Origin of the sequence: Pseudomonas sp. Z1-12 (assembly GCF_051132015.1) — a bacterium.
Lineage (GTDB): Bacteria > Pseudomonadota > Gammaproteobacteria > Pseudomonadales > Pseudomonadaceae > Aquipseudomonas > Aquipseudomonas zanjanensis.
Genome location: NZ_CP071647.1, coordinates 522,732 through 545,966 on the forward strand (window position 1 = coordinate 522,732; position 23,235 = coordinate 545,966).

A 23,235-nucleotide genomic window follows, 5' to 3' on the forward strand; every position below is an offset into this window, starting at 1 on the left:
GTGACTGGTTTTGGGCCTGCTTCGCAGGCCAGCGGGAGCAAGCTCCCTCGCCACAGGTAGGCCGTCCCACCACAGGAAGCCCTCGTTGCCAGTGAGGGCGGTAAGTTATTGCGCAGGCCGCGAGCGCAACTGCTGTGCCGCCGCCTGTGCCAAGTCCGGCGGCAGGAAGTCCTTGTCCGGGTTGTAGTCGGGCTTGAGATAGCGGGACAGGGCTTGCAGGTCCTCCGGACTCAACGTCCCGGCGGCCTGCTTGAGGCGCAGGTTGTCCAGGATGTAGTCATACCGGGCGTTGTTGTAGTCGCGCACCGAGGTGTACAGCTGGCGCTGGGCGTCCAGCACATCGACGACATTCCGAGTGCCCACCTGGTAGCCGATTTCCGTGGCGTCCACCGCGCTCTGGTTGGAGATGATCGATTGGCGCCGGGCCTGGACCTGTTCCACATCGGTGTTCACCGCGCGATGCAGGTTGCGGGTGTTTTCCACCACCTGGCGGCGCAGGGCTTCGCGTTGCTGCTCGGTCTGGGTGAGTTGCGAATAGGACTCGCGAACCTGGGAGCTGGTCAGCCCGCCGCTGTAGATCGGAATACTCAATTGCAGGCCGATGGTGCGTTGCTCCGCGTCGCCACCGTAGCGCTGGCCGGTGGGGCTCGGGTTGGTAAAGCCGAGGCCGTCGTTGTCACCTTTGCGGTACTGGGCGATTGCATCGAGGGTTGGCGCGTGGCCGGCCTTGCGCTGGCGCAAGGTGTCTTCGGCGGCGTCGACGGCGTAATTGCTGGCCAGCAGGTTGAGGTTCTGCTTGGCGGCAGTGTCTACCCAGGCCTTGGCGTCGTTGGGCGCCGGCGGCAGGATCGGCAGGGTGTGGACGACGCCCTGGATCGAGTTGTACTGGCGGTTGGTCAGGGTGATCAGCGCTTCGAAGGCATCTTCGACCTGGCGTTGCGCGATGATCCGGTTGGCCCGCGCGGTATCGTAGCTGGCCTGGGATTGCAGCACGTCGGTCTTGTCCGACAGGCCCACGTCGAAACGTTCGTTGGACTGGTCGAGCTGGCGCTTGAACGCGGCTTCCTCGGCCTTGGTCGAGGCCAGGTTGTCCTGGCTGCGCAGCACATTGAAATAGGCTTCGGCGCTTTGCAGGATCAGGTTCTGCTCGGTGGCAGACAACTGCAGCGATGCCTGCTCATTGACCGATTTGGCCGCTTGCAGTTGGAACCAGCGGTCGGCGCGGAAAATCGGCTGGGACAGCGTGGCCTGGTAGACCGTGGAACTGCGGGTGGCGGTCATCGCCGGTTGGTCGAGCTCGGTACGGGTGTTGTTCAGGTCGGCACCGGCCGACAGGTTGGGCAGCAGCCCGGCGCGGGCCTGGGGCACCACTTCCTTCTGGGCGCCATACTGGGCGCGGGCGGCGGCCAGGTCGGCGTTGTTGTCCACCGCTTCCTGGTACACGCTGACCAGGTCGGTCAGGGTGGATAAAGGCGCTTCGGCGGCCCAGGCCATTCCATTGGACGCACAAGACACGGCGAGGGCCAGTGAGAGTTTGCGCAACATGAGGCGATCCCTACGTTCAAATTGAATGCGCATAACAGGCGCGCGGCGTAGCGAGTGTAGTTGCGCCTGGGCACGGCAACAATCCTGTATATGCGCCATTCATCACGCCTTTTGCCCTGGCGATGGCGTTCTGTCGTGGTTGTGTCTAGACTGGCCGGGTTCTTGTCGGGGTGCCTTGCTATGAGGCTGAGATCGAATAATTTCGGATCCCGTTGAACCTGATCAGGTTAGCGCCTGCGTAGGGAACAAGATTTCTCGTCACCCGGCGAGTCCTCTTGTGCTTCGTCCGGGATGTCGTTCGACCCTTGAACGCACTCGAGCTGCAAGCACAGCGTCCGCACTTCCGTGCAGGGATGCGTCCATTCGTTACAGGTTCGCTCCGACAAAAATCCACTGCCTGGATGTGTGTCTGGAGAGCCCGTGATGACGACAAAATCAAAAAACGCGACCAACCTCAGTGAATCGGCCCAGGTCGATCAACAATCGGTTCAGCCCTTTACCCGCTCGCAAAAAATCTACGTCCAGGGCAGCCGCCCGGATATCCGCGTGCCCATGCGCGAAATTAGCCTCGACGTGACCCCCACCGACTTCGGCGGCGAAATCAACGCGCCGGTGGTGGTCTACGACACCTCGGGTCCGTACACCGACCCGAACGTGATCATCGACGTGCGCAAAGGCCTGGCCGATGTGCGCTCGCCGTGGATCGAAGCCCGTGGCGACACCGAGCGCCTGGCGGGCCTGAGTTCCAACTTCGGCCAGGAGCGCCTGGCCGATCCCGAGCTGACCAAGCTGCGCTTTGCCCACGTGAACAATCCGCGTCGCGCCAAGCCGGGTGCCAACGTCAGCCAGATGCACTACGCGCGCAAAGGCATCATCACCGCCGAGATGGAATACGTCGCCATCCGCGAAAACATGAAGCTTGAAGTCGCCCGCGCCGCTGGCCTGCTTGACCAGCAACACGCCGGTCACAGCTTTGGCGCCAGCGTGCCGAAGGTCATCACCGCGGAATTCGTGCGTGACGAAATCGCCCGGGGCCGCGCGATCATCCCGGCCAACATCAACCACACCGAACTGGAACCGATGATCATCGGCCGTAACTTCCTGGTGAAGATCAACGGCAACATTGGCAACAGTGCGCTGGGTTCGTCCATCGAAGAAGAAGTGGCGAAGCTGACCTGGGGTATCCGTTGGGGTTCGGACACGGTCATGGACCTGTCCACCGGCAAGCACATCCATGAAACCCGCGAGTGGATCATCCGTAACTCGCCCGTGCCGATCGGCACCGTGCCAATCTACCAGGCCCTGGAAAAAGTCGGCGGCGTGGCCGAAGACCTGACCTGGGAATTGTTCCGCGACACGCTGATCGAGCAGGCCGAACAGGGGGTCGACTACTTCACCATCCACGCCGGCGTGTTGCTGCGTTATGTGCCGATGACCGCCAAGCGCGTCACCGGTATCGTCAGCCGTGGTGGTTCGATCATGGCCAAGTGGTGCCTGGCGCACCACAAGGAAAACTTCCTCTACACCCATTTCGAAGACATCTGCGAAATCATGAAGGCCTACGACGTCAGCTTCTCGCTGGGCGATGGCCTGCGTCCGGGCTCGATTGCCGACGCCAACGACGAAGCGCAGTTCGGCGAGCTGGAAACCCTCGGCGAGCTGACCAAGACTGCCTGGAAGCACGACGTGCAATGCATGATCGAAGGCCCGGGCCACGTGCCGATGCAGTTGATCAAAGAGAACATGGACAAGCAGCTCGAGTGCTGCGACGAGGCGCCGTTCTACACCCTCGGCCCGCTGACCACCGACATCGCGCCGGGCTACGACCACATCACCTCCGGCATCGGTGCGGCGATGATCGGCTGGTTCGGTTGCGCCATGCTTTGCTACGTCACGCCGAAGGAACACCTCGGCTTGCCGAACAAGGATGACGTCAAGACCGGGATCATCACCTACAAGATCGCCGCCCACGCAGCCGACCTTGCCAAGGGTCACCCGGGCGCGCAGATCCGCGACAACGCCTTGAGCAAGGCGCGTTTCGAGTTCCGTTGGGAAGACCAGTTCAACCTCGGCCTCGACCCGGACACCGCCCGCTCGTATCACGACGAAACCCTGCCGAAGGACTCGGCCAAGGTGGCGCATTTCTGCTCGATGTGCGGGCCGAAATTCTGCTCGATGAAAATCACCCAGGAAGTGCGCGAGTACGCGGCGAACCAACGCATTGAAGCGGTGGATGTCGATGTCGCCCAGGGCTTGGCGGAGCAGGCTGAGCGGTTCAAGAAGGAAGGTAGTCAGCTTTACAAGAAAGTGTGATTTGAGCTGAAGAGGGCGGTGTTTTCACTGCCCTCATCGCGAGCAAGCTCGCTCCCACAGTGGGTTTCTGTTGTTCACAAGATTTGTGCACGCAGCAGGCCCCCTGTGGGAGCGAGCTTGCTCGCGATAGCGGCCAAAAAACAATACATATCCCTCTGAGATAACCACCCTTGAACATCCAACCCAGCACCTACTCCCCCGACGCCGCAGTCCCCCTGGACAAACGCGTCTTCGGCGCCCGCGATCTGTTTTCCCTGTGGTTCTCCCTCGGCATCGGCCTGATGGTCTTGCAAGTCGGTGCCTTGCTCGCGCCGGGCCTGGGCCTGAGCGGTTCGTTGCTGGCGATTTTCCTCGGCACGCTGGTGGGCGTCCTGCTGCTGGCGGCGGTCGGGGTGATCGGCAGCGACACTGGCCTGTCGGCCATGGCCGCGCTGAAGCTCAGCCTCGGCAGCAAGGGCGCGAGCGTGCCGGCGGTATTGAACCTGCTGCAGCTGATCGGCTGGGGCTCGTTCGAGATCATCGTCATGCGCGATGCCGCCAGCCTGTTGGGTGCCCGGGCCTTCAGCGAAGGCAGCCTGGGTTCGAACCCACTGCTGTGGACGCTGTTCTTCGGCGCCCTGGCCACTTTGCTTGCGGTGAGCGGGCCGCTGACCTTTGTGCGCAAGGTTCTGCGCAAGTGGGGTATCTGGTTGCTGCTGGCGGCTTGCATCTGGTTGACCTGGAACCTGTTCGCCAAGGCTGACCTGGCCGCGCTGTGGGCTCAGGCGGGCGATGGTTCGATGCCGTTGGCGGTGGGGTTCGATATCGCCATCGCGATGCCGCTGTCGTGGTTGCCGCTGATCGCCGACTACTCGCGTTTCGGCAAGCGCGCCAAAAACGTCTTCGGCGGTACGGCGGTGGGCTTCTTCATCGGTAACTTCTGGCTGATGAGCCTGGGCGTGGCCTACACCCTGGCGTTCGCGCCAAGCGGTGAAGTCAACGCGTTGCTGCTGGCCCTGGCGGGTGCTGGATTGGGTATTCCGCTGCTGCTGATTCTGTTGGACGAGTCGGAAAATGCCTTCGCCGACATCCACTCGGCGGCGGTATCGACGGGCATGCTGTCGGGGTTGAAGGTCGAGCACCTGGCCCTGGCGATTGGTGTCATCTGCACCTTGATCGCCTGCTTTGCACCGTTGGCGCAGTACCAGAACTTCCTGTTGCTGATCGGCTCGGTGTTCGCGCCGCTGTTCGGCGTGGTGTTGGTGGACCACTTCATCCTGCGCAAACGCAGCAGCCAAGTGGTGTCAGCCGCGCTGCGCTGGCCGGCCCTGTTGGCCTGGTTGGGTGGGGTGAGCACCTATCACCTGCTGGCCAATTTCTATCCGGACATCGGCGCAACCCTGCCGTCGCTGATCCTGGCAGGGTTGCTGCAACTGTTGCTGGGCCGGGCCTTCAGCTACGGCCGGGAAACAGCTCGGGCTTGAGGATGCCATTGAGGCGTGGATAGGCGATCTTCAGTTCGATGTGGCCCAGGGCGTATGGCGCGATGGTGCTCACTTCGTACTTGAGGATCACCCCGCCGTAGGTCAGCGCGATGTGTGGGGTTTTCTGGAAGGACCACTGTTTCAGGAACTCGGGTTCCTGATCCAGCTTGGTGCTGATCAGCCAGCTGTTGTGAGCCACTTGCGCGGCTTTCCAGAAGGCTTCTTCCTGGCCCGGCAGCAGCATGTCCGACAGTGTCAGCACCTTGTGCTGCTGGCGCGAATAGTTGATGAAACCGCGCCCCGGCGTGCCGTGGGCACCGCCGGCGTCCAGGTAGCTGGACAGTTCGATGATCACCAGGCCGTCATGTTGCTCACGTACCTTGGCCTGCAAATAGCTGCTGTTGCCTGGCGCGGCGTTGCGCAGGAACTGCTCGCGATAGGCCGCCAGCGTCGGCGCCACCGGGGCGTCCGGGGTGGTGCGGGTCATTTGCAGCAGGCGTTTATCGATGATGCCATCCAGGGCGGGCTCGGCCGGAAAGTGCAGGGTATCGATGTTCACCAACGGGCAGTCGGCACTGGCGCAACCTGGTTGCAATTGTTCCGAAGCGTCGCGAGTGGTCTCCAGCGGTGCGCGATAGTTGGGTTGGAACAGGCTTTGGCAAGCGCCCAGGGTCAGGGCAATGGCAGCCACGGAGGCAGTTTTGAAAAGCGACATGGGCGTCCTTCATGAAACACGGAAAGGCAAAAAGTTACCCGCTTCGACTGTCGGCAAGGCAATCAGTTCGCCACTAAGCTCATTAGAGTGATTTTAAGCGCAGCCGTCCATCCCGATCACTGGAAGGGGGCTGCCCCAAAGGGTTCGAGCGCGTTAGGATGGCGCGAAGCCGAGGTTGGAACCTCGTATTGATCGACTGCACACGAGGATTGTCATGACCGATTTCGCCAACGCCACACCGAACGCCGTGGACATCGTCAAGCGTGAGACCTGCTTCAAGGGTTTCTATAAGCTCGACCGCCTCGTCTTGCGCCACGAGTTGTTTGCCGGTGGCATGAGCCGTGAGATCAACCGTGAACTGTTCGTGCGTCATGATGCGGTGTGTGTGCTGCCCTACGACCCGCAGCGCGATGAAGTGGTGTTGATCGAGCAGTTTCGCGTGGGGGCCATTGGCAAGACCACCAACCCCTGGCTGGTAGAGCTGGTGGCCGGGCTGATCGACAAGGACGAGCAACCGGAAGAGGTTGCTCATCGCGAAGCGCAGGAGGAAGCTGGGCTTGTCTTCGCTGCGCTCTGGCCGATGACCCAATACTTTCCATCGCCGGGCGGCAGCAATGAATTCGTACATTTGTACCTGGGGCGTTGCGACAGCACGGGGGCAGGCGGCCTGCATGGCCTTCTGGAGGAAGCCGAGGACATTCGGGTGAAGGTCTGGGCCTACGAGGATGCCTTGCAAGCCGTGCGCGACGGACGTATCTGCAACGCGGCCAGCATCATTGCCTTGCAATGGCTGGCCTTGAATCGCGATGAAGTGAGGGGGCTATGGTCCTGAACAAGCTGCGCGACCGCTATCGCGTCGATCTGGTGGGGTTGCAGGCCGCCTGCGAGGCCAATTACGCCCGCCTGATGCGCTTGTTGCCAGACATGCGCAACGATCCGCTGCCACGCCGCATCGCCGTCACTCATGGCGACCAGATGCTCGGCGTGCTGGCCCTGGAAGTGCTGCAGGCCTGCCCCTACACCACCACCTTGCAGGTGCGTCAGGAGCACAGCCTGCCCTGGCTGCCGGTGCCGCAACTGGAAGTGCAGGTCTATCACGACGCGCGCATGGCCGAAGTCGTCAGCGCCGAACATGCACGACGCTTTCGTGGCATCTATCCTTACCCCAATGCGTCAATGCACCAGCCGGATGAAAAAGCCCAGTTGAACCTGTTCCTGGGCGAGTGGCTGAGTCATTGCCTGGCGCTGGGCCACGAGTTCGAAGTCGTTCGGTAGTTGTGAACCGGTTCCGGTTCGCGGGTTTCCCCTTTCGATCGTCCCCCAGCATAATTGCCGCTTCATGCAACGGCGTGATTGCGCCTGGGAGAAAGCGATTTGCCGAGCGTATCCAGCTTGACCACGGCCGATGCGGCGTTGTTGGTCCAACTGTCTGACAGCCATTTGTTCGCCGAGGCCGAGGCCTCGTTGCTGGGCATGAATACCCGTGACAGCTTGCGGGCGGTCGTTGACCTGGTGCTCAGGCAGCAACCGAACATCGATTTGATGCTTGCCACCGGGGATTTGTCCCAGGACGGCACGCTGCAATCCTATGAGGCGTTTCGGCAACTGACTGCACGAATCGACGCGCCGGCGCGGTGGATTCCCGGCAACCATGATGAGCCGCAGGTGATGCTTGAGGCGGCGATCAAGAGCACGTTGCTCGATCCGGTGGTGGACATTGGCAATTGGCGGGTGACGATGCTCGATTCGGCCGTGCCAGGTTCGGTGCCTGGATTTTTGGCCGAGGAACAGTTGATCCTGTTGGCCAATGCCTTGAGCGAGGCGCCGGAGCGGCATCATCTGGTGTGTCTGCATCATCACCCCGTTTCGATTGGGTGTGTGTGGATGGAGCCGATCGGGTTGCGTAATCCGGAGGCGCTGTTTGCGGTGTTGGATCGGTTTCCCCAGGTTAGGGCGGTGTTGTGGGGGCATGTGCATCAGGAGATAGATCGGGTGCGCGAGGGGGTTCGTTTGTTGGCTTCGCCTTCGACCTGTATTCAGTTTGAGCCGGGGAGTGAGGATTTTGCGGTGGGCTCGCAGGCGCCGGGGTATCGGTGGTTGCGGCTTTTGCCGGATGGGCGGTTGGAGACTGGGGTTGAGCGAGTGGTTGGGTTTGCGTTCACCCCGGACTATGGCTCCAACGGGTATTGAGGCTTACAGCTGGCCTGTCTCTCCCGGTTGTACTGCGATCAAACTGTGGGAGCGAGCTTGCTCGCGATGGCGGTCTGACTGAGTACATATCCATTGCTGCGGTAACGGCTACTTAGGGTTCCGCCGGTATGACTCACCCACATAGGTTACAAATCAGTTCACGCACATAGGTAACAGTTTTTAACTGGCAGGGTCGGTTTTCGAGGATCCGACCATGCCATGGCGAGAGCTGAAACCTATGGACCTGAAACTGCTATTCATCGCGGACTACATCAAAGGCCCGCCCAGCTTCAGTGCGCTTTGCCAGGCTTACGAGATCAGTCGCAAGACTGGCTATAAATGGGTCGAGCGAGCTTGCTCTGCTTGACGGAGTACATATCCATTTCTGCGGTAACGGCTACTTAGGGTTCCGCCCTTACGGCGGCTCACTTTTTTTCAAACGCCAAAAAAGTAAGCAAAAAAGGCTTGCCCCACCACTCGGTGCCGAGCCCTAGCGAGGCACCGAGTGGTGGGGCAGGACCGTTTTGCTTACTTTTGCGCTTTTCAAAAGTGAGCCGCTGTAAGAGCGGAACCATTAGTGGCCGTTACCGCAGCAATGGATATGTACTCAGTCAAACCGCCATCGCGAGCAAGCTCGCTCCCACAGTTTGATCGAAGTACAACTGGGAGAACCAGGTCGGACACCAAGCCGCCTCGCGAGCAAGCTTTGCTCCCACAGGCGCTGTGATCGACGGTTCATAGAGGGCGACAACACGGTCGAATCCCCCCAACCCCCGCAATCTCCCTGTAAACTCCGGCCTTTGCCCAACACCCAGGGAGTCGGCAATGTCGGGTTCGATCCTTTATATCCATGGCTTCAACAGCGCCCCAGCCTCGACCAAAGCCTGCCAACTGGTCGAAGTGATGGCACGCCTTGGCCTCAGCGACCAGCTACAGGTGCCGGCCCTGCATCACCACCCTCGCCAGGCCATCGGTCAGCTGGAACAGGCGATTACAGAACTGGGGCGGCCGCTGCTGGTCGGCAGCTCGCTCGGCGGCTACTATGCCACTCACTTGGCCGAGCGCCACGGGCTCAAGGCCCTGTTGGTCAATCCTGCCGTGCGCCCGCATCGAATGTTCGACGGGTACCTGGGTACGCAGAAGAATTTATACACCGACGAAGCCTGGGAATTGACCCACGACCACGTGACGGCCCTGGCCGAGCTGGAAGTGCCGGCGCCCCGGGATCCGCAGCGGTATCAAGTATGGTTGCAAACCGGTGACGAAACGCTGGATTATCGCCACGCCCAGCAGTATTACCGCGCCTGTGCCTTGCGCATCCAGGCCGGCGGCGACCACAGTTTCCAAGGGTTTGCCCAGCAGTTACCGGCATTGTTGAGTTTTGCCGGCATTGGCGCCGATTTGTACCAGGCGATCGACTTCACCTCGCTGTGAACCATCGCCCCTTTTTCATTGAACACTGACGACGAGACCCCATGGCCACTCCCAGCGCTAGCTCTTATAACGCAGACGCCATCGAAGTCCTCTCGGGCCTCGACCCGGTGCGCAAGCGCCCCGGCATGTACACCGACACCAGTCGGCCGAACCACCTCGCCCAGGAAGTCATCGACAACAGTGTCGACGAAGCCTTGGCCGGGCATGCGAAATCGGTGCAGGTCATCCTGCACGCCGATCACTCGCTGGAAGTCAGCGATGACGGCCGCGGCATGCCGGTGGACATTCACCCTGAAGAAGGTGTGTCGGGCGTCGAGCTGATCCTCACCAAACTCCACGCCGGCGGCAAGTTTTCCAACAAGAACTACCAGTTCTCCGGCGGTCTGCACGGGGTGGGTATTTCCGTGGTCAACGCCTTGTCGACCCAGGTGCGGGTGCGGGTCAAGCGTGACGGCAATGAATACCAGATGACGTTCGCCGACGGCTACAAGGCCACCGAGCTGGAAGTGGTCGGCACCGTCGGCAAGCGCAACACCGGGACCAGCGTGTATTTTGCCCCGGATCCGAAGTATTTCGATTCGCCGAAGTTTTCCGTCAGCCGCCTCAAGCACGTGCTCAAGGCCAAGGCCGTGTTGTGCCCGGGGCTGCTGGTCAGTTTCGAGGACAAGGCCACCGGCGAAAAAGTCGAATGGCATTACGAAGACGGCCTGCGTTCTTATCTGGTGGATGCGGTCAGTGGTTTCGAGCGCCTGCCCGACGAGCCGTTCTGTGGCAGCCTGGCCGGTAACAAGGAAGCCGTGGACTGGGCGCTGTTGTGGCTGCCCGAAGGCGGCGAAAGTGTCCAGGAAAGCTACGTCAACCTGATCCCCACGGCCCAGGGCGGTACCCACGTCAACGGCTTGCGCCAGGGACTGCTCGACGCCATGCGCGAGTTCTGCGAGTTCCGCAACCTGCTGCCCCGTGGCGTGAAGCTGGCGCCGGAAGACGTCTGGGAGCGCATTGCCTTCGTCCTGTCGATGAAGATGCAGGAACCGCAATTCTCCGGCCAGACCAAAGAGCGCCTGTCGTCTCGCGAAGCGGCGGCGTTTGTTTCCGGCGTGGTCAAGGACGCGTTCAGCCTGTGGCTCAACGCCAACCCGGAAACCGGCCTGGCCCTGGCGGAGCTGGCGATCAACAACGCCGGTCGTCGTCTGAAAGCGAGCAAGAAAGTCGAGCGCAAGCGCATCACCCAAGGGCCGGCATTGCCGGGCAAGCTCGCCGATTGCGCCGGGCAGGACCCGATGCGTTCCGAGCTGTTCCTGGTGGAAGGTGACTCCGCCGGCGGCTCGGCCAAGCAGGCGCGGGATAAAGAGTTCCAGGCAATCCTGCCGCTGCGGGGCAAGATCCTCAATACCTGGGAAGTGGACGGCAGTGAAGTGCTGGCCAGCCAGGAAGTGCATAACATCGCCGTGGCCATTGGCGTCGATCCGGGCGCCGAGGACATGAGCCAGCTGCGCTACGGCAAGATCTGCATCCTCGCCGACGCCGACTCCGACGGCCTGCACATTGCCACGCTGCTCTGTGCCTTGTTCGTCCAGCATTTCCGCCCACTGGTGGACGCCGGCCACGTCTACGTGGCGATGCCGCCGCTGTACCGCATCGACCTGGGCAAGGAAATCTACTATGCCCTGGACGAAGCCGAGCGCGACGGCATCCTCGACCGCCTGGTGGCGGAGAAGAAACGGGGCAAGCCGCAGGTCACCCGATTCAAGGGCTTGGGTGAGATGAACCCGCCGCAGTTGCGCGAAACCACCATGGACCCGAACACTCGCCGCCTGGTGCAGTTGACCCTGGATGATTTTGAAGCGACTTCGGAAATGATGGACATGTTGCTGGCCAAGAAACGCGCCGGCGACCGCAAGTCCTGGCTTGAATCCAAAGGGGACCTGGCCGAGGTGCTGGCCTGATGCGCAACGGTTTCGCCCTGGCGTTGTGGCTGTGGGCGGGGATGGTGGTCGCAGGGCCGGCGCCGGAACTGAAGCTGCTGTCCGAGCATGCCGTCGACGGCATGCGCGGTGGCAACCTGTCCGGGCTGGCGCTGTGCGGCGGCGAGATGTGGACCGTGTCCGATCGCGATGATGACCGGATCTATCGCCTCATGCCCTCCGAGGCGCCGGTCTGGCAGGCCGAGGCGGTTGGAATCGAGGTGCCGAAGGTGCCGGACAGCGGTTTGCCCTGGGGCTTGAGATCGCGAACCTGGGCGGCGTCGTTCCTGCGCGGTGGCGAGCTGGATTTCGAAGGCATCAGCTGTGACAGCGCCGGCAATCGTTATGTGGTCAGCGAGTCTCATGCCGCCGTGCTGTACATACCGCCGACGGGGGCCGCATCCTGGCTGAAAATTGCCCCGACGATGATCCGGCAGGCGCGGGGCAGTGGCATGTTGCTGCACTTCAATGCCTTGTTCGAAGGCCTTGCGGTCAGCCCGGCCGGCGACCAGTTGTGGTTGGCGGCCGAGCGTGAGCGTCGCGGCCTGCTGTTGATCAAGCGCCAGCAAACGGTGTGGGACTGCGACGGCAATTGTGTCTTGCTCAGCGAGGCGGGCCAGGAAATGCAGCCGGCGCAGTTCCCCAAGGCCAAGGCGGTTTCCCGGGATTTCGCCGACCTGTCATTGTTCAATGGCAAGCTGTTTACCTTGGAGCGCAACGCCTATCAGATCTGCCGGCGTGACCCGCAGACCGCCCAGGTGGAACGTTGCTGGTCGTTCGCCGCCGAGGCGTTGCAGGATAACCGTCGTTATCCCCAGCCTTATGGGCTGGCCGAAGCGCTGGTGGTGGACGCCGACGGAGCCTGGATCGGCCAGGACAACAACGACGGTAAGCGGGCCGATGGCGAACAGCGGCCGATTGTCTGGCGCTTCGCCGCGCCCGACGGTGGCTGGAGCGCCTCGCCGTGAGCCCACAACCGCCAGGCAAGCGCGCCGGCCGGGTGTTGATGATCCTGGCCTGGTGCGCGGCGCTGTTTCTGGCGACACGGTTTTTTGCCCAGTGGGAGCAGCGGGAACTCAATCCCAATGCCCAGGTGCATTCGCAAAAAGGCGAAGGTTTTATCGAGGTGAAGCTGGTCGGCAACCGGCAGGGGCATTTCGTCGCCAGCGGCCAGATCAACGGCCAGCCGGTGGACTTCATGCTCGACACCGGTGCCACCGACGTGGCGATTCCGTTGGAATTGGCCGAACGCCTCAAGCTGGAAAAAGGTTTCGGCGTGACCTTGAGCACCGCCAATGGTGTGAGCGAGGGCTACCGCACGCGCATCGACCGGCTGCAATTGGGTGACATCGTGCTGCGCGATGTCCGTGCCCTGGTGGCGCCGGGCCTGGGTGGCACGCAAGTGCTGCTGGGCATGAGTGCCCTGAACAAACTTGAATTTACCCAGCGCGACGGCACCATGCTGCTGCGCCAGACAACGAACTGATGAGGCCCGCATGAGCGACATTCTTGCAGACAGCTTAGACGGCGTAGAACGCCGATCGCTGGCTGACTTCACCGAAAATGCCTACCTCAATTACTCCATGTACGTGATCATGGACCGCGCCTTGCCGCACATCGGCGACGGCTTGAAGCCGGTCCAGCGGCGGATCATCTATGCCATGAGTGAACTGGGGCTGGATGCGGATTCCAAGCACAAGAAATCGGCGCGTACCGTCGGTGACGTGCTCGGTAAGTTCCACCCCCACGGCGACTCGGCCTGCTACGAAGCCATGGTGCTGATGGCCCAGCCGTTCAGCTATCGCTACACGCTGGTGGATGGCCAGGGTAACTGGGGTGCGCCGGATGATCCCAAGTCCTTCGCGGCCATGCGTTACACCGAGGCACGGCTGTCGCGTTATTCCGAGGTGCTGCTCAGCGAACTGGGCCAGGGCACCGCGGACTGGGGGCCGAACTTCGACGGCACCCTCGACGAACCCCTGGTGTTGCCAGCACGTTTGCCGAATATCCTCCTCAATGGCACCACCGGCATCGCCGTGGGCATGGCCACCGACGTGCCGCCCCACAACCTGCGGGAAGTGGCCACGGCGTGCGTGCGTCTGCTGGATGAACCGAAAGCCACGGTGGAGCAGCTCTGCGAGCACATCCAGGGCCCGGACTATCCGACCGAAGCCGAAATCATCACCCCGCGCGCAGACCTGCTGAAAATCTACGAGACCGGGCGCGGTTCGGTGCGCATGCGCGCCGTGTACCACATCGAAGATGGCGACATCATTGTCACGGCGCTGCCGCATCAGGTGTCCGGGGCCAAGGTCTTGGAACAGATTGCCGCGATGATGCAGGCAAAACCGTCGAAAGCGCCGCAAGTGGCCGACTTGCGCGACGAATCCGACCACGAAAACCCGTGCCGCATCGTGATCATCCCGGTCAACAGCCGGGTCGACCACGACGCGCTGATGCAGCACCTGTTCGCCAGCACTGACTTGGAGTCCAGCTACCGGGTCAACATCAACATCATCGGCCTGGACGGCAAGCCGCAACTGAAGAACTTGCGGGCCTTGCTGGTGGAATGGCTGGAGTTCCGGGTCAAGACCGTGCGCCGGCGCCTGCAATTTCGCCTGGACAAGGTCGAGCGCCGCCTGCACCTGTTGGACGGCTTGCTGATCGCCTACCTCAACCTGGATGAAGTGATCCACATCATCCGTACCGAGGAGCACCCCAAGGCCAGCCTGATCGAGCGATTCGCACTGAGCGAAATCCAGGCCGACTACATCCTCGACACCCGGCTGCGGCAGTTGGCGCGGTTGGAAGAGATGAAGCTGCGGGCCGAGCAGGATGAGTTGCTCAAGGAGCAGGCCAAGTTGCAAGCCCTGCTGGGCAGCGAAGCCAAGCTCAAGAAACTGGTGCGCACCGAACTGCTCAAGGACGCCGAGACCTACGGCGATGACCGTCGGTCGCCGATCGTCGAGCGCGCCGAAGCCAAGGCGCTGAGCGAGCACGATCTGCTGCCGAACGAGAAAGTCACCGTCGTGCTGTCGGAAAAAGGCTGGGTGCGTTCGGCCAAGGGTCATGATATTGACGCGACGGGGCTTTCCTATAAGGCCGGGGACGGCTTCAAGGCCTTGGCGGCCGGGCGCTCCAACCAGTTTGCGGTGTTCGTCGACTCCACCGGACGCAGTTATTCGGTGCCGGCCCATACCCTGCCATCGGCTCGCGGCCAGGGCGAACCGCTGACCGGTCGTTTAACACCGCCACCGGGTGCAACTTTTGAATGCGTGCTGATGCCTGATGATGATGGGCTCTACGTAATTGCATCGGACGCGGGTTACGGGTTCGTGGTCAAGGGCGAGGACCTGCAAGCCAAGAACAAGGCGGGCAAGGCGTTGTTGAGCCTGCCGAACAACGCCAAGGTGATTGCGCCGCGTCCGGTTGCCGATCGGGAGAGCAACTGGCTGGCGTCGGTCACCACCGAAGGCCGGTTGCTGGTGTTCAAGATCAGTGACCTGCCACAGCTGGGTAAAGGCAAGGGCAACAAGATTATTGGTATTTCCGGCGAACGGGTCGCCAGTCGTGAGGAATTTGTCACGGATATTGCAGTATTACCGGAGGGTGCGACGCTTGTGCTGCAGGCAGGCAAGCGCACGCTTTCGTTGAAAGCAGACGATCTTGAGCATTACAAGGGTGAACGTGGTCGTCGGGGCAATAAGCTTCCGAGAGGGTTTCAGCGGGTCGATGCGCTGCTCGTCGAAAACCTCAGTTAGGCGTACTAGAGGGCCCGGTCTGCGATTAAATGCCGCAGATCGTTGCTTTCGCGCTGGAGTCGGCGCGCATATTCACGGATGATAGGCCCTTTCAAGCGCCGGCGTGGCCGAGCGTTCTTCATAATGACCGAGTATTTTTTCACTGTGGCAAGCCTTGTGGCTGCCACCTGGACGGAACGATGACTGCTCTGCGCCTCCCTATTTTGTGGCTCGCCGGCCTGCTTGGCCTGGCGGGCTGCAGCATGAACCAGCCGGTGTCGCTGTACCAACTGGACAGCGGAACCCCGTCCCAGCCTGCGCAAAGCACAGGCATGGCCGTATTGCTCGGCCCGGTTCTGATCGCTGACTACCTGCAGCGTGAAACCTTGTTGCAACGTCAACCGGACGGCAGCCTGCAAGCCGCCACTGACGGCCGTTGGGCCGGTAGCCTGTCCTCTGACATCGATCAATTGCTGCTGCGCCAAGTCGCTGGGCATCTGGACAGCCAACGCGTGGTGCTGGCCCCTGCGACCCAAGGCTTCACCCCGGATGTGCAAGTGCTGCTGTCGATTACCCGCCTGGACTCGGGCAAGGATCAGCCGGCAGTGCTCGATGCCCAATGGCGGTTGATCGACCGGCGTGGCAAGGTGCGTGAAAACCGCATCGTACATCTGCAAGAGGTCCATGCCGGCACCACCGCGGCGCAGGTCCAGGCCCAGGGGGTGCTTCTGCAACGCCTGGCCGAACAGCTGTCGGTGTCGCTCAAGCCGTTGGCCAACCAGCCGCCTGTCGCTGAAGCAGCGCCCCGTAAGTCCGCACCTGCCCCGGCCAAACCGGTGGAAAAGGAAAAGGACAAGATCCCCATGGCCTTGCCAATTCGTACGGACATGGAAGTGTTCAGGTTCTGATGCCTGGACCGGATATACGACAAAGCCCGCAGTGATGCGGGCTTTTTTGTTTCTGCGGGATTGATTCTCCAGTGGTTGTGCTGGCCTCATCGCGAGCAAGCTCGCTCCCACACGGGATCTGTGGCTCGCTGGGATCCCTTGTGGGAGCGAGCTTGCTCGCGATGGCGGCATTGAAGGCACAAAAAAGCCCGCAGACAATCCTCATCTGCGGGCTTCGTTATTTCAGGCAATCAGGCTCAGACCTGGCGCTCATGCATCCGCGCCAGTTGCCGCTCCAGCATCGACGGGTAAGGCTCCATCAAGCGCTCCACGCAGCACGCGCCTTCGGGGCTGGCGATGGGGCGGATGCGGGCGCGTTGACGGATCAGGGCGTCGTCATTGATCTTGCGCTCCACCAGCAGCAGGTTGCGGCTGTGTTGCGACAGCGCCAGGGCGTCCTGGGCGGTTTCGGTCAGCAGCAGGTCGATCTGGCTCAGGCCGAACAAGCCATCACCCAAAGTCAGGCCCAATTGCAGTTGCAGGGTAATGCCGCTGTCGGCGACTTCGATCTGCAACTGGTGACCCAGGGCACGCAGCAACTCACCGCAGCAAATGGCGTTGGTCAGGTAATCGTCGCCGCTGTCTTCGGTGTGGAACAACATCAGCGTGCTGCCGTCGTTCAGGGTGTGCAATTCACCCTGGTAGAGCGATGCGGCCTGGTCGAGGCAGTCGCGGTAGCGCTCGAGCAATTCCTTCAGGCGCGCCTGGGGCAGGCGGCGCAGTTGATCCTGGGCGCCCAACTGCACGGCCAATACGGCGCTGTGCTGGGGCAGGTCCGAAGCAACAGGCCTGGCGACCGGTCGAGGTGCTCCGTCGACGGATTCGTCACGCAGGTCGGCGAAGGCGTCATCGTCTTCCTCGTCTTCTACCGTGCGCACCACATGGCGTGGCGCCGGTTTGGAGGCGGGCATCGGCTGGCTTTCGTCGAAGCCCGGATCGCGCAGGTTACGCACTTCGAAACCCGGCTCGGCCTCGTCGTCGTCCACGTAGTCAATGTCGTCAGGTTCCGGCACCGGCTCAGGTTCCGGCGCGAAGCTGGCGTGCAGTTGCCGAGCCAGGTCGCCGATTTCGTCCTGGCGCTGGGTGGCGGGCGTGTGTTCGTCGATGTCCCGCAGCCAGACACGCAGTTGCAACAGCGGCGTGGAGATGTGCCGCCCCAGGCGCAGGCTCAAGGCCAATGCCAGTGCCAGCAGGATCGCGCTGAGGATGCCCATGCTTTGCAGGCTGATGGTCATCGGTTGCTGGAACTGGTCCATGTCCAGGCTGATGCGCAGTTGCCCGGCGGTCACGTCCTGGAAGGTGATCTTGCTCTGGTACATGCCGCCGGACTCGCCCAGCAGGCCAGGCTTGGGCCGCTGCCCGGCCTCGGCGAGGATGCGGTTGTCCACGCTGTAGATGGCGGCGTGGGCCACCAGCTTGTTCTTGGTCAGGTTGTTGAGTAGCACGTTGAGGCTGAGGATGTCGTTGGACACCAGCAGCTCGGTGGCGGACGTGGCGGTCTGGGTGGTCAGGCTTTCACCCAGGGCATCGGCCTGCTCGTGCATCGCCTGCTTGAATTGCAAACCCATCACGCAGGCATAGATGACCAGGGCCAGGGCGACCAGGATCACGTTATGGCTGGCAATGCGCAATGCAATCGGCACACGACGGTGACGCAGTGCACGGAAGATCAGCAGGAAGAAGTTGTCGGTTTTGACTGGCGTGGGCCGGTTCACTGAGCTCGGCTCTTTGTCCGTGAAATTGACGCGCAGTATAGCGACAGCCCCATGACCGGCAAAGCACTGGCGGTGCCCGATGGTCACTGAATGTGGGTAGAATGCGGTTTTTTTCCACCTGCGGGGGTGCGCCTTGCGCGAAATCGTCCTGATAAACATCACTGGCAGCGACCGTCCGGGTCTGACTGCGGCCATTACCGGCGTTCTGGCCCAGGGTGGTGTGAACATTCTCGACATCGGTCAGGCGGTGATCCATGACACGCTGTCGTTCGGCATCCTGGTGGAAATCCCGGACGCCGAACAAAGCAAGTCCGTGCTCAAGGACATCCTGTTCACCGCCTACAAGCTCGACCAGCAGGTGCGCTTCACCCCGGTGTCCGAGGACGATTACCAGCAGTGGGTGGCCGGCCAGGGCAAGAAGCGCCACATCGTGACCCTGTTGACCCGCAAGGTGACCGCCGAGCAATTGCAGCGCGTCAGCTCGATCACCGCCCAATATGGCCTGAACATCGACCACATCGACCGCCTGTCCGGGCGCATGCCCCTGGACACGCCGGCCGACAAGGGCAAGGGCTGCATCGAGTTTTCGGTGCGCGGCGAGCCCGCCGACCCCCAGGCGTTGCGTGCCGAGTTCCTCAGCGTGGCCCAGGAACTGAACGTCGACATCGCCTTCCAGGAAGACTCGCTGTTCCGCCGTAACCGCCGCCTGGCAGTGTTCGACATGGACTCGACGCTGATCGAAGCTGAAGTCATCGACGAACTGGCCAAGGCGGCCGGTGTCGGCGACAAGGTCTCGGCCATCACTGAGCGAGCCATGGCCGGCGAGCTGGATTTCCGCGCCAGCTTCAAGGAGCGCCTGGCCCTGCTGCAAGGCCTGGACGTCAGCGTGCTCGACTCCATCGGCGCCTCCCTGCGCCTGACCGAAGGCGCCGAGACCCTGTTCGCCGAACTCAAGCGCCTGGGCTACAAGACCGCCATCCTGTCCGGTGGCTTCACCTACTTCGCCAAGCAACTGCAGGCCAAGCTCGGCATCGACTACGTGTTTGCCAACGAATTGGAAGTGGTGGACGGCAAGGTGACCGGCGTGGCCGTCGAGCCGATCGTCGATGCCCAGCGCAAGGCGGACCTGCTGCGCGAACTGGCGGAAAAAGAAGGCCTGCGCCTGGAGCAGACCATCGCCGTGGGTGACGGCGCCAACGACTTGCCGATGCTGGCGATCGCGGGCCTGGGCGTGGCGTTCCGTGCCAAGCCGCTGGTCAAGCAGTCGGCCCGGCAAGCGATTTCCACCCTGGGGCTGGATGGGGTGTTGTACCTGCTGGGTTTCCGGGATCGGGACGGGCAGCTCTGACTCATGCGCCGGTTTGGAGTGCATGCTTTTGTGGCGAGGGAGCTTGCTCCCGCTGGGGCGCGTAGCGGCCCTAAAACCTGACACCTAGATGTGTCAGGTACGCCTTGGGCCTGCTGCGCAGGCCAGCGGGAGCAAGCTCCCTCGCCACAAAGCGTTCGTGCGTTGTTTAGAGCGACTTCCACAACGAATCGAAATTCCCTTCCTGATCGCCGCCATCCCCGGTTTCGGCCGAGTCTTCCGGGTGGTAGGAAAACTGATTGAAACTGTGCGTGCTGGTCACTCGTCGGTCCAGGCCGGCGCGGCGTTCCTGGCCATTGGTGTTGATCAATACCCGCTGGCCCTCCTGAAACGGCAGGCGTGGGGCGATCATGGTCGGGGGCAGGTCAATCGCACTGATCTCGGGAAGCAACAGCCCGCGCAGATAATGGCCGTGATCATTTTCGTCCCGCACCAGCTGCAGTCCGCACGGCTGGGCATGGGGGGCGACCAGTTCGATACCCATTTGCATGGCGCCGTTGCGCACCTGGCGGATCCAGCGCACCACGGCGACACTCCAGGCTTGGTCGCTGGCGTCGCGGATGCCGATCATTTCCCCGGCTTGCAGTTGTTCCGGCACTTCCTTGGGCCAGCCTAGGCAGTAGCCGCCAGGGCTGTGGTTGATGATCGGCAGGTCGTAGGTGGGGAAGTGATGCTGGTTGTCGGAGTGACTGCTGTCGTCATCGCTCGGGTTGACCGGGTATTCGATTTCTTCGTAGGGCAGCAGGTCGTTGTCGCCTGTCGGGGCGGCGTCGAAAGCCTGGCTCCAGGTGTCGTTGGTCTTGCTTGGCGTGGCTTCGAAGCGGGCTTTGCGAGCAGTCGGGCTCTTCAGTATTTCGTTGAACGAGCGCTCACCGCCGAGGTAGTAGTGCAGCGCACTCATGCCTACGCACAGCGTCAGCGTGCCATTGCCCTCGGTGCGCTGGAAGCTGCGCTCAGCCGCTTCGCCCCAGGCGGCTTGCAGGTGATGCAAGGTATCGGCGCTCATGCCGCCAGGGACTGGCAGGGTGTTATCGGCAGGCTGTTCCAAATGAGTGGCGATTGCCCGCACCAATGCTTGTGGATCGAAGCCCTGCAAGGTCGGCTGCTGTTCGGCGCGGAACTTGGAGCGATAGCGTGGCCCGACATCCAGCTCCGGAGCGACCGCGAACAGGCTGGTAGCGCTGGTGGCAGGGTCCAGCTTGACCCACTGGCTCCAGGATTCGAGCGTTTCGGTCAGTCGCCCGATCTGGCTCTGGCGCAGCTGATTGCTGCGTGATGCGCCCAGCAACAGCGCGACGACATAGGTTTGCTCGGCGTTCAATTGATGAACCTGGCTGGCCAGTTCGTCATTCACGCTCAGGTGCTGTAGCCGGTGCTGGCAGGCGATCCGGTACAACTGATGCAGATCGAGCCAAAGTCCCTCGGGCACAGGGCTGTAAAGTTGGCTGGCACGCAGCAGCGGGCCGTTGAGGGCATGCAGCGCCCGTTGCAACGCGGTGCTCAGCAGGCGGGCCCGGTCCTTGGTGTATTTGGACGCGATACGCGCCACGATCTGTTTGTAGCCCATCGCCAGTTGGGTTTGCAGGGCCTGGCACAGGTTGACGATCTTGCGCGAGCGATCGTCCAGCACGATGGCCTGTTGCAGGAAGTGCCGCTCCAGGTGCTTGCAGACGTAGTACACCTCGGGCCGCAGCAGTTCGAGCAGTTGCAGGCGATTGTCGCTGGGGGTGAGCAGTTGGTTGAGTTCGCCAAGGGCCTGGTACAGCAGGCGGGCGGTCTCGCCGATGTTGGCCTTGGGCAGGTTGGCGATCCAGCGCTTGAGGTCCTTTGGCGTAGCATCGCAGAACGACAGGCGTGATTGTGTCGGGGTCAGGACGCGCAATAGCTGGAGAGGGCTGGTCTCATTCATGCCGTGGACAGGCTCCGGCGGGAAAACGAAAAGGATGTATCCAACTCTAGCAGGTGTAGCCGAAAGATCATGCTACCGCGACCCCTGGTGTCTAGTCCTGCAAGCGGCCCATTGAAGCGGGATCGTATTCCTTCATTTCACCTTCGCTCTTGGTGATGTACAGGTGGTTGGCCGGGATGCTCTTGTTGACGAAGGCGCCTGCGCCAATGATCACATTGTCCCCCAGCTCCAAATGGTCAGCGATGATACAGGCATGAGCATGTATCCGGACGCCGTCGCCAATGCGCAATACTGCGGTATCGCTTTGCCCCTTGATACCCAGCGTGCAGTTCTGCCAGATCTTGAAATTTTTTCCAATGATGGCGTGCGATGTGATGACGATTCCATTCGGATGGGCAATCCATAGGCCTTCCCCGACGGTGGCACCCAGCATGATCTCTACATTGAACTGGCGGCTGATGCGTTCGTTGAGCAGCTTGCCGCGCCGTCTCCAGAATTTGCTGTCCTGCTGGTGCATGGCGTATGCCAGGCGGAACCAGAAAAGGTAGCGGTACCTGTTGATGCGCTGACACTTTTGGTAAAGCCGTCTCCACCTGAACGGTTTATCGAGACCGCCAAGGATTTCGATATGCCAGTAGCGTTTGGCTGATCGGAAGATATCAAGAAGCATCGACGACCTCTTTGCCGCGAGGCGTGCTGGGTACGAGCCTCTGGGACAGAATCATTCCGATAGGCAGCCAGAAAACGATCCAATAGACGCCAGGCCTGTTGAACACCGTGTGGTAGTCGAATAGAGCCGTTACAACCCCGAAGATAAGCAGGGGCAGGCCTACCGAACCGACGGGATGGTGCCAGGTCTTCCTGTCGATCGCGCGCTTGAAAACATAGGCGATGGCCAGCAATAACAGCACTGCACCTGTCACGCCGAATTCGTAAAAATACTGCAGGAAGAGATTATGGACTTGGTTGTAGCAATGCACTTCGGATATGCAGATATCAAAATTACTGCCCGCCCCGGCACCAAACAGCCAGAACTCGTCAATGCGGTCTAGCCAGCCTGCCCAGATTACGTCGCGAAGGTTGAAACCACGACTTTGCTGTTTGACGATGACGGGCCATAGCCATACTGACATTGCAAGGAATACTACGCCGGCCAGGCACAACCATTTCCTCGACCTCAAACTATGGTGAAGAAGAATACTCGTAGCGATTGCCAAGCCATATCCAAGCCAGACGGCTCTTGAAAGCGTGCAGAACAGGTACAGCGAAAGGCCTAGCACACAGGCCATGAACAACGTCCTGACCCATGGCCCGAAGGTTTTGGTCATTAACAAGTGGAACCCGTAAATGCCGAAGAACCCGTAATACAGCGCCGCAATGATGGGGTTCTTGAAGTTGGCATAGTTGCCATAGCCCAATTTGTATAAACGTTTGCCAGAGAAAAAAATGTTCTGGTCTTGCTGGGTGAAGTGGATGATCAAACCTGCAATCGCAAATAAACCCGCGATCACAAAGGCAAACGTCAGGCATTTCTCAAGCAGTTCTTCCCGGGACAGTATATGAATCGCGCTCAGGTACAACATTACGTACAACACGGTTTTGAATTGTCCGTAGGCGGAGGCTTCGGACCCGGGATTCAGCAGCGCTACCAGCAGCGAAAAGACCAGTACCAGCAGTACCGGCCAGTAGGGCTTTTGGACAATGCCTTGACGTAGGCGCGCATCGAGCACACATAAAAGCAACGCGGGTATAAAAAGACTCGCGTTGGATATCGTGGTGTACGTGCTGCCGTCGGTAATGAACAGCAGTCCCGTCAGGTGCGCAGTGAAGCCGATCATCAAGACAAGCAAGGTGAATCTGGAAAAAGCCGAACGTGTCATACCTATTCCAAGGGTAGTGAAAGGGGGCCAGGACAAAACTCCAAGGCGTAGTGT

The 23,235-nt window shown here is 61.3% G+C and carries 18 protein-coding genes, 1 pseudogene and 1 riboswitch; of the genes and pseudogenes, 13 read left to right on the plus strand and 6 right to left on the minus strand.

Translation table 11 applies throughout. From position 1 onward, the window contains the following. Nucleotides 1-105 precede the first annotated feature (105 nt). On the minus strand, nucleotides 106-1,545 hold the full coding sequence (locus J3P85_RS02270; protein ID WP_434704758.1) for a TolC family outer membrane protein: 1,440 nt from the start codon (nucleotides 1,543-1,545) through the stop codon (nucleotides 106-108). Between the two features lie 156 nt (nucleotides 1,546-1,701). Beyond that, nucleotides 1,702-1,807, plus strand: a riboswitch (TPP riboswitch). 161 nt (nucleotides 1,808-1,968) lie between these two features. On the opposite strand from J3P85_RS02270, the gene thiC reads away from it, so the two are divergent. Both thiC and cytX read left to right on the plus strand, forming a co-directional pair. Further along, nucleotides 1,969-3,858: a phosphomethylpyrimidine synthase ThiC gene (thiC, locus tag J3P85_RS02275; protein ID WP_434704759.1), complete on the plus strand. Its 1,890-nt coding sequence runs from the start codon at nucleotides 1,969-1,971 to the stop codon at nucleotides 3,856-3,858. A gap of 170 nt (nucleotides 3,859-4,028) precedes the next feature. Next, nucleotides 4,029-5,321 (plus strand): putative hydroxymethylpyrimidine transporter CytX, encoded by a 1,293-nt coding sequence (gene cytX, locus J3P85_RS02280; RefSeq protein WP_434704760.1) that lies wholly within the window; start codon nucleotides 4,029-4,031, stop codon nucleotides 5,319-5,321. Here the strand turns inward: cytX and J3P85_RS02285 are convergent. After that, entirely contained in the window at nucleotides 5,290-6,036 is a 747-nt protein-coding gene (locus J3P85_RS02285; protein WP_434704761.1) for a DUF3298 domain-containing protein, read from the minus strand. The genes cytX and J3P85_RS02285 overlap by 32 nt on opposite strands. Before the next feature lie 214 nt (nucleotides 6,037-6,250). On the opposite strand from J3P85_RS02285, the gene J3P85_RS02290 reads away from it, so the two are divergent. The 10 genes and pseudogenes from J3P85_RS02290 to J3P85_RS02335 all read left to right on the plus strand — a co-directional run bounded on the left by J3P85_RS02290 (nucleotide 6,251) and on the right by J3P85_RS02335 (nucleotide 16,272). After that, nucleotides 6,251-6,868 carry an NUDIX domain-containing protein gene (locus J3P85_RS02290; RefSeq protein ID WP_250962814.1) on the plus strand — a complete coding sequence of 206 codons (618 nt, stop codon included), beginning with the start codon at nucleotides 6,251-6,253 and terminating at the stop codon, nucleotides 6,866-6,868. Further along, entirely contained in the window at nucleotides 6,859-7,311 is a 453-nt protein-coding gene (locus J3P85_RS02295) for a DUF1249 domain-containing protein (RefSeq protein ID WP_092205313.1), read from the plus strand. Before J3P85_RS02290 ends, J3P85_RS02295 begins: the two co-directional genes overlap by 10 nt. Before the next feature lie 99 nt (nucleotides 7,312-7,410). Continuing rightward, nucleotides 7,411-8,226: a 3',5'-cyclic-AMP phosphodiesterase gene (gene cpdA / locus J3P85_RS02300; RefSeq protein ID WP_434704762.1), complete on the plus strand. Its 816-nt coding sequence runs from the start codon at nucleotides 7,411-7,413 to the stop codon at nucleotides 8,224-8,226. 214 nt (nucleotides 8,227-8,440) lie between these two features. Then, nucleotides 8,441-8,578, plus strand: a pseudogene (locus J3P85_RS02305) (IS481 family transposase); the annotation flags it as partial. A 473-nt stretch (nucleotides 8,579-9,051) separates the two neighbouring features. Further along, nucleotides 9,052-9,660: a YqiA/YcfP family alpha/beta fold hydrolase gene (locus J3P85_RS02310; protein WP_434704763.1), complete on the plus strand. Its 609-nt coding sequence runs from the start codon at nucleotides 9,052-9,054 to the stop codon at nucleotides 9,658-9,660. Nucleotides 9,661-9,701: 41 nt separating this feature from the next. Next, the gene (gene parE, locus J3P85_RS02315; protein WP_053181455.1) at nucleotides 9,702-11,606 is read left to right on the plus strand and encodes a DNA topoisomerase IV subunit B; all 1,905 of its coding nucleotides are present in this window, start codon (nucleotides 9,702-9,704) and stop codon (nucleotides 11,604-11,606) included. Then, the gene (locus tag J3P85_RS02320; RefSeq protein ID WP_434704764.1) at nucleotides 11,606-12,592 is read left to right on the plus strand and encodes an esterase-like activity of phytase family protein; all 987 of its coding nucleotides are present in this window, start codon (nucleotides 11,606-11,608) and stop codon (nucleotides 12,590-12,592) included. The genes parE and J3P85_RS02320 overlap by 1 nt, the downstream gene beginning before the upstream one ends. Further along, nucleotides 12,589-13,110 carry a retropepsin-like aspartic protease family protein gene (locus tag J3P85_RS02325; protein ID WP_434704765.1) on the plus strand — a complete coding sequence of 174 codons (522 nt, stop codon included), beginning with the start codon at nucleotides 12,589-12,591 and terminating at the stop codon, nucleotides 13,108-13,110. The genes J3P85_RS02320 and J3P85_RS02325 overlap by 4 nt, the downstream gene beginning before the upstream one ends. Nucleotides 13,111-13,120: 10 nt before the next feature. After that, nucleotides 13,121-15,385 (plus strand): DNA topoisomerase IV subunit A, encoded by a 2,265-nt coding sequence (parC, locus tag J3P85_RS02330; protein ID WP_411386333.1) that lies wholly within the window; start codon nucleotides 13,121-13,123, stop codon nucleotides 15,383-15,385. A 179-nt stretch (nucleotides 15,386-15,564) separates the two neighbouring features. Then, entirely contained in the window at nucleotides 15,565-16,272 is a 708-nt protein-coding gene (locus J3P85_RS02335; RefSeq protein ID WP_411386334.1) for a PqiC family protein, read from the plus strand. A gap of 236 nt (nucleotides 16,273-16,508) precedes the next feature. On the opposite strand, the gene J3P85_RS02340 is transcribed toward J3P85_RS02335, so the two are convergent. Continuing rightward, a complete protein-coding gene (locus J3P85_RS02340; protein ID WP_434704766.1) occupies nucleotides 16,509-18,026 on the minus strand; it encodes an AhpA/YtjB family protein in 1,518 nt (505 codons plus the stop codon). A 133-nt stretch (nucleotides 18,027-18,159) separates the two neighbouring features. Between J3P85_RS02340 and serB the strand changes: the two genes are divergently transcribed. Further along, entirely contained in the window at nucleotides 18,160-19,374 is a 1,215-nt protein-coding gene (gene serB / locus J3P85_RS02345) for a phosphoserine phosphatase SerB (protein WP_053117868.1), read from the plus strand. A 166-nt stretch (nucleotides 19,375-19,540) separates the two neighbouring features. Here the strand turns inward: serB and J3P85_RS02350 are convergent, their stop codons facing one another. From J3P85_RS02350 to J3P85_RS02360, 3 genes are all read right to left on the minus strand, one after another. Continuing rightward, a complete protein-coding gene (locus J3P85_RS02350) occupies nucleotides 19,541-21,301 on the minus strand; it encodes a molecular chaperone (protein ID WP_434704767.1) in 1,761 nt (586 codons plus the stop codon). 91 nt (nucleotides 21,302-21,392) lie between these two features. Then, nucleotides 21,393-21,971 carry a serine acetyltransferase gene (locus J3P85_RS02355; protein WP_434704768.1) on the minus strand — a complete coding sequence of 193 codons (579 nt, stop codon included), beginning with the start codon at nucleotides 21,969-21,971 and terminating at the stop codon, nucleotides 21,393-21,395. Continuing rightward, on the minus strand, nucleotides 21,961-23,181 hold the full coding sequence (locus J3P85_RS02360; RefSeq protein ID WP_434704769.1) for an O-antigen ligase family protein: 1,221 nt from the start codon (nucleotides 23,179-23,181) through the stop codon (nucleotides 21,961-21,963). Before J3P85_RS02360 ends, J3P85_RS02355 begins: the two co-directional genes overlap by 11 nt. Between the last annotated feature and the right edge of the window lie 54 nt (nucleotides 23,182-23,235).

Coding starts and splice junctions, on each gene's coding strand:
- J3P85_RS02270 (WP_434704758.1), bottom strand. CDS start 1,545: ATGTTGCGCAAACTCTCACTGGCCCTCGCCGTGTCTTGTGCGTCCAAT.
- thiC (WP_434704759.1), top strand. CDS start 1,969: ATGACGACAAAATCAAAAAACGCGACCAACCTCAGTGAATCGGCCCAG.
- J3P85_RS02285 (WP_434704761.1), bottom strand. CDS start 6,036: ATGTCGCTTTTCAAAACTGCCTCCGTGGCTGCCATTGCCCTGACCCTG.
- J3P85_RS02290 (WP_250962814.1), top strand. CDS start 6,251: ATGACCGATTTCGCCAACGCCACACCGAACGCCGTGGACATCGTCAAG.
- J3P85_RS02295 (WP_092205313.1), top strand. CDS start 6,859: ATGGTCCTGAACAAGCTGCGCGACCGCTATCGCGTCGATCTGGTGGGG.
- J3P85_RS02310 (WP_434704763.1), top strand. CDS start 9,052: ATGTCGGGTTCGATCCTTTATATCCATGGCTTCAACAGCGCCCCAGCC.
- parE (WP_053181455.1), top strand. CDS start 9,702: ATGGCCACTCCCAGCGCTAGCTCTTATAACGCAGACGCCATCGAAGTC.
- J3P85_RS02320 (WP_434704764.1), top strand. CDS start 11,606: ATGCGCAACGGTTTCGCCCTGGCGTTGTGGCTGTGGGCGGGGATGGTG.
- parC (WP_411386333.1), top strand. CDS start 13,121: ATGAGCGACATTCTTGCAGACAGCTTAGACGGCGTAGAACGCCGATCG.
- J3P85_RS02335 (WP_411386334.1), top strand. CDS start 15,565: ATGACTGCTCTGCGCCTCCCTATTTTGTGGCTCGCCGGCCTGCTTGGC.
- J3P85_RS02350 (WP_434704767.1), bottom strand. CDS start 21,301: ATGAATGAGACCAGCCCTCTCCAGCTATTGCGCGTCCTGACCCCGACA.
- J3P85_RS02355 (WP_434704768.1), bottom strand. CDS start 21,971: ATGCTTCTTGATATCTTCCGATCAGCCAAACGCTACTGGCATATCGAA.
- J3P85_RS02360 (WP_434704769.1), bottom strand. CDS start 23,181: ATGACACGTTCGGCTTTTTCCAGATTCACCTTGCTTGTCTTGATGATC.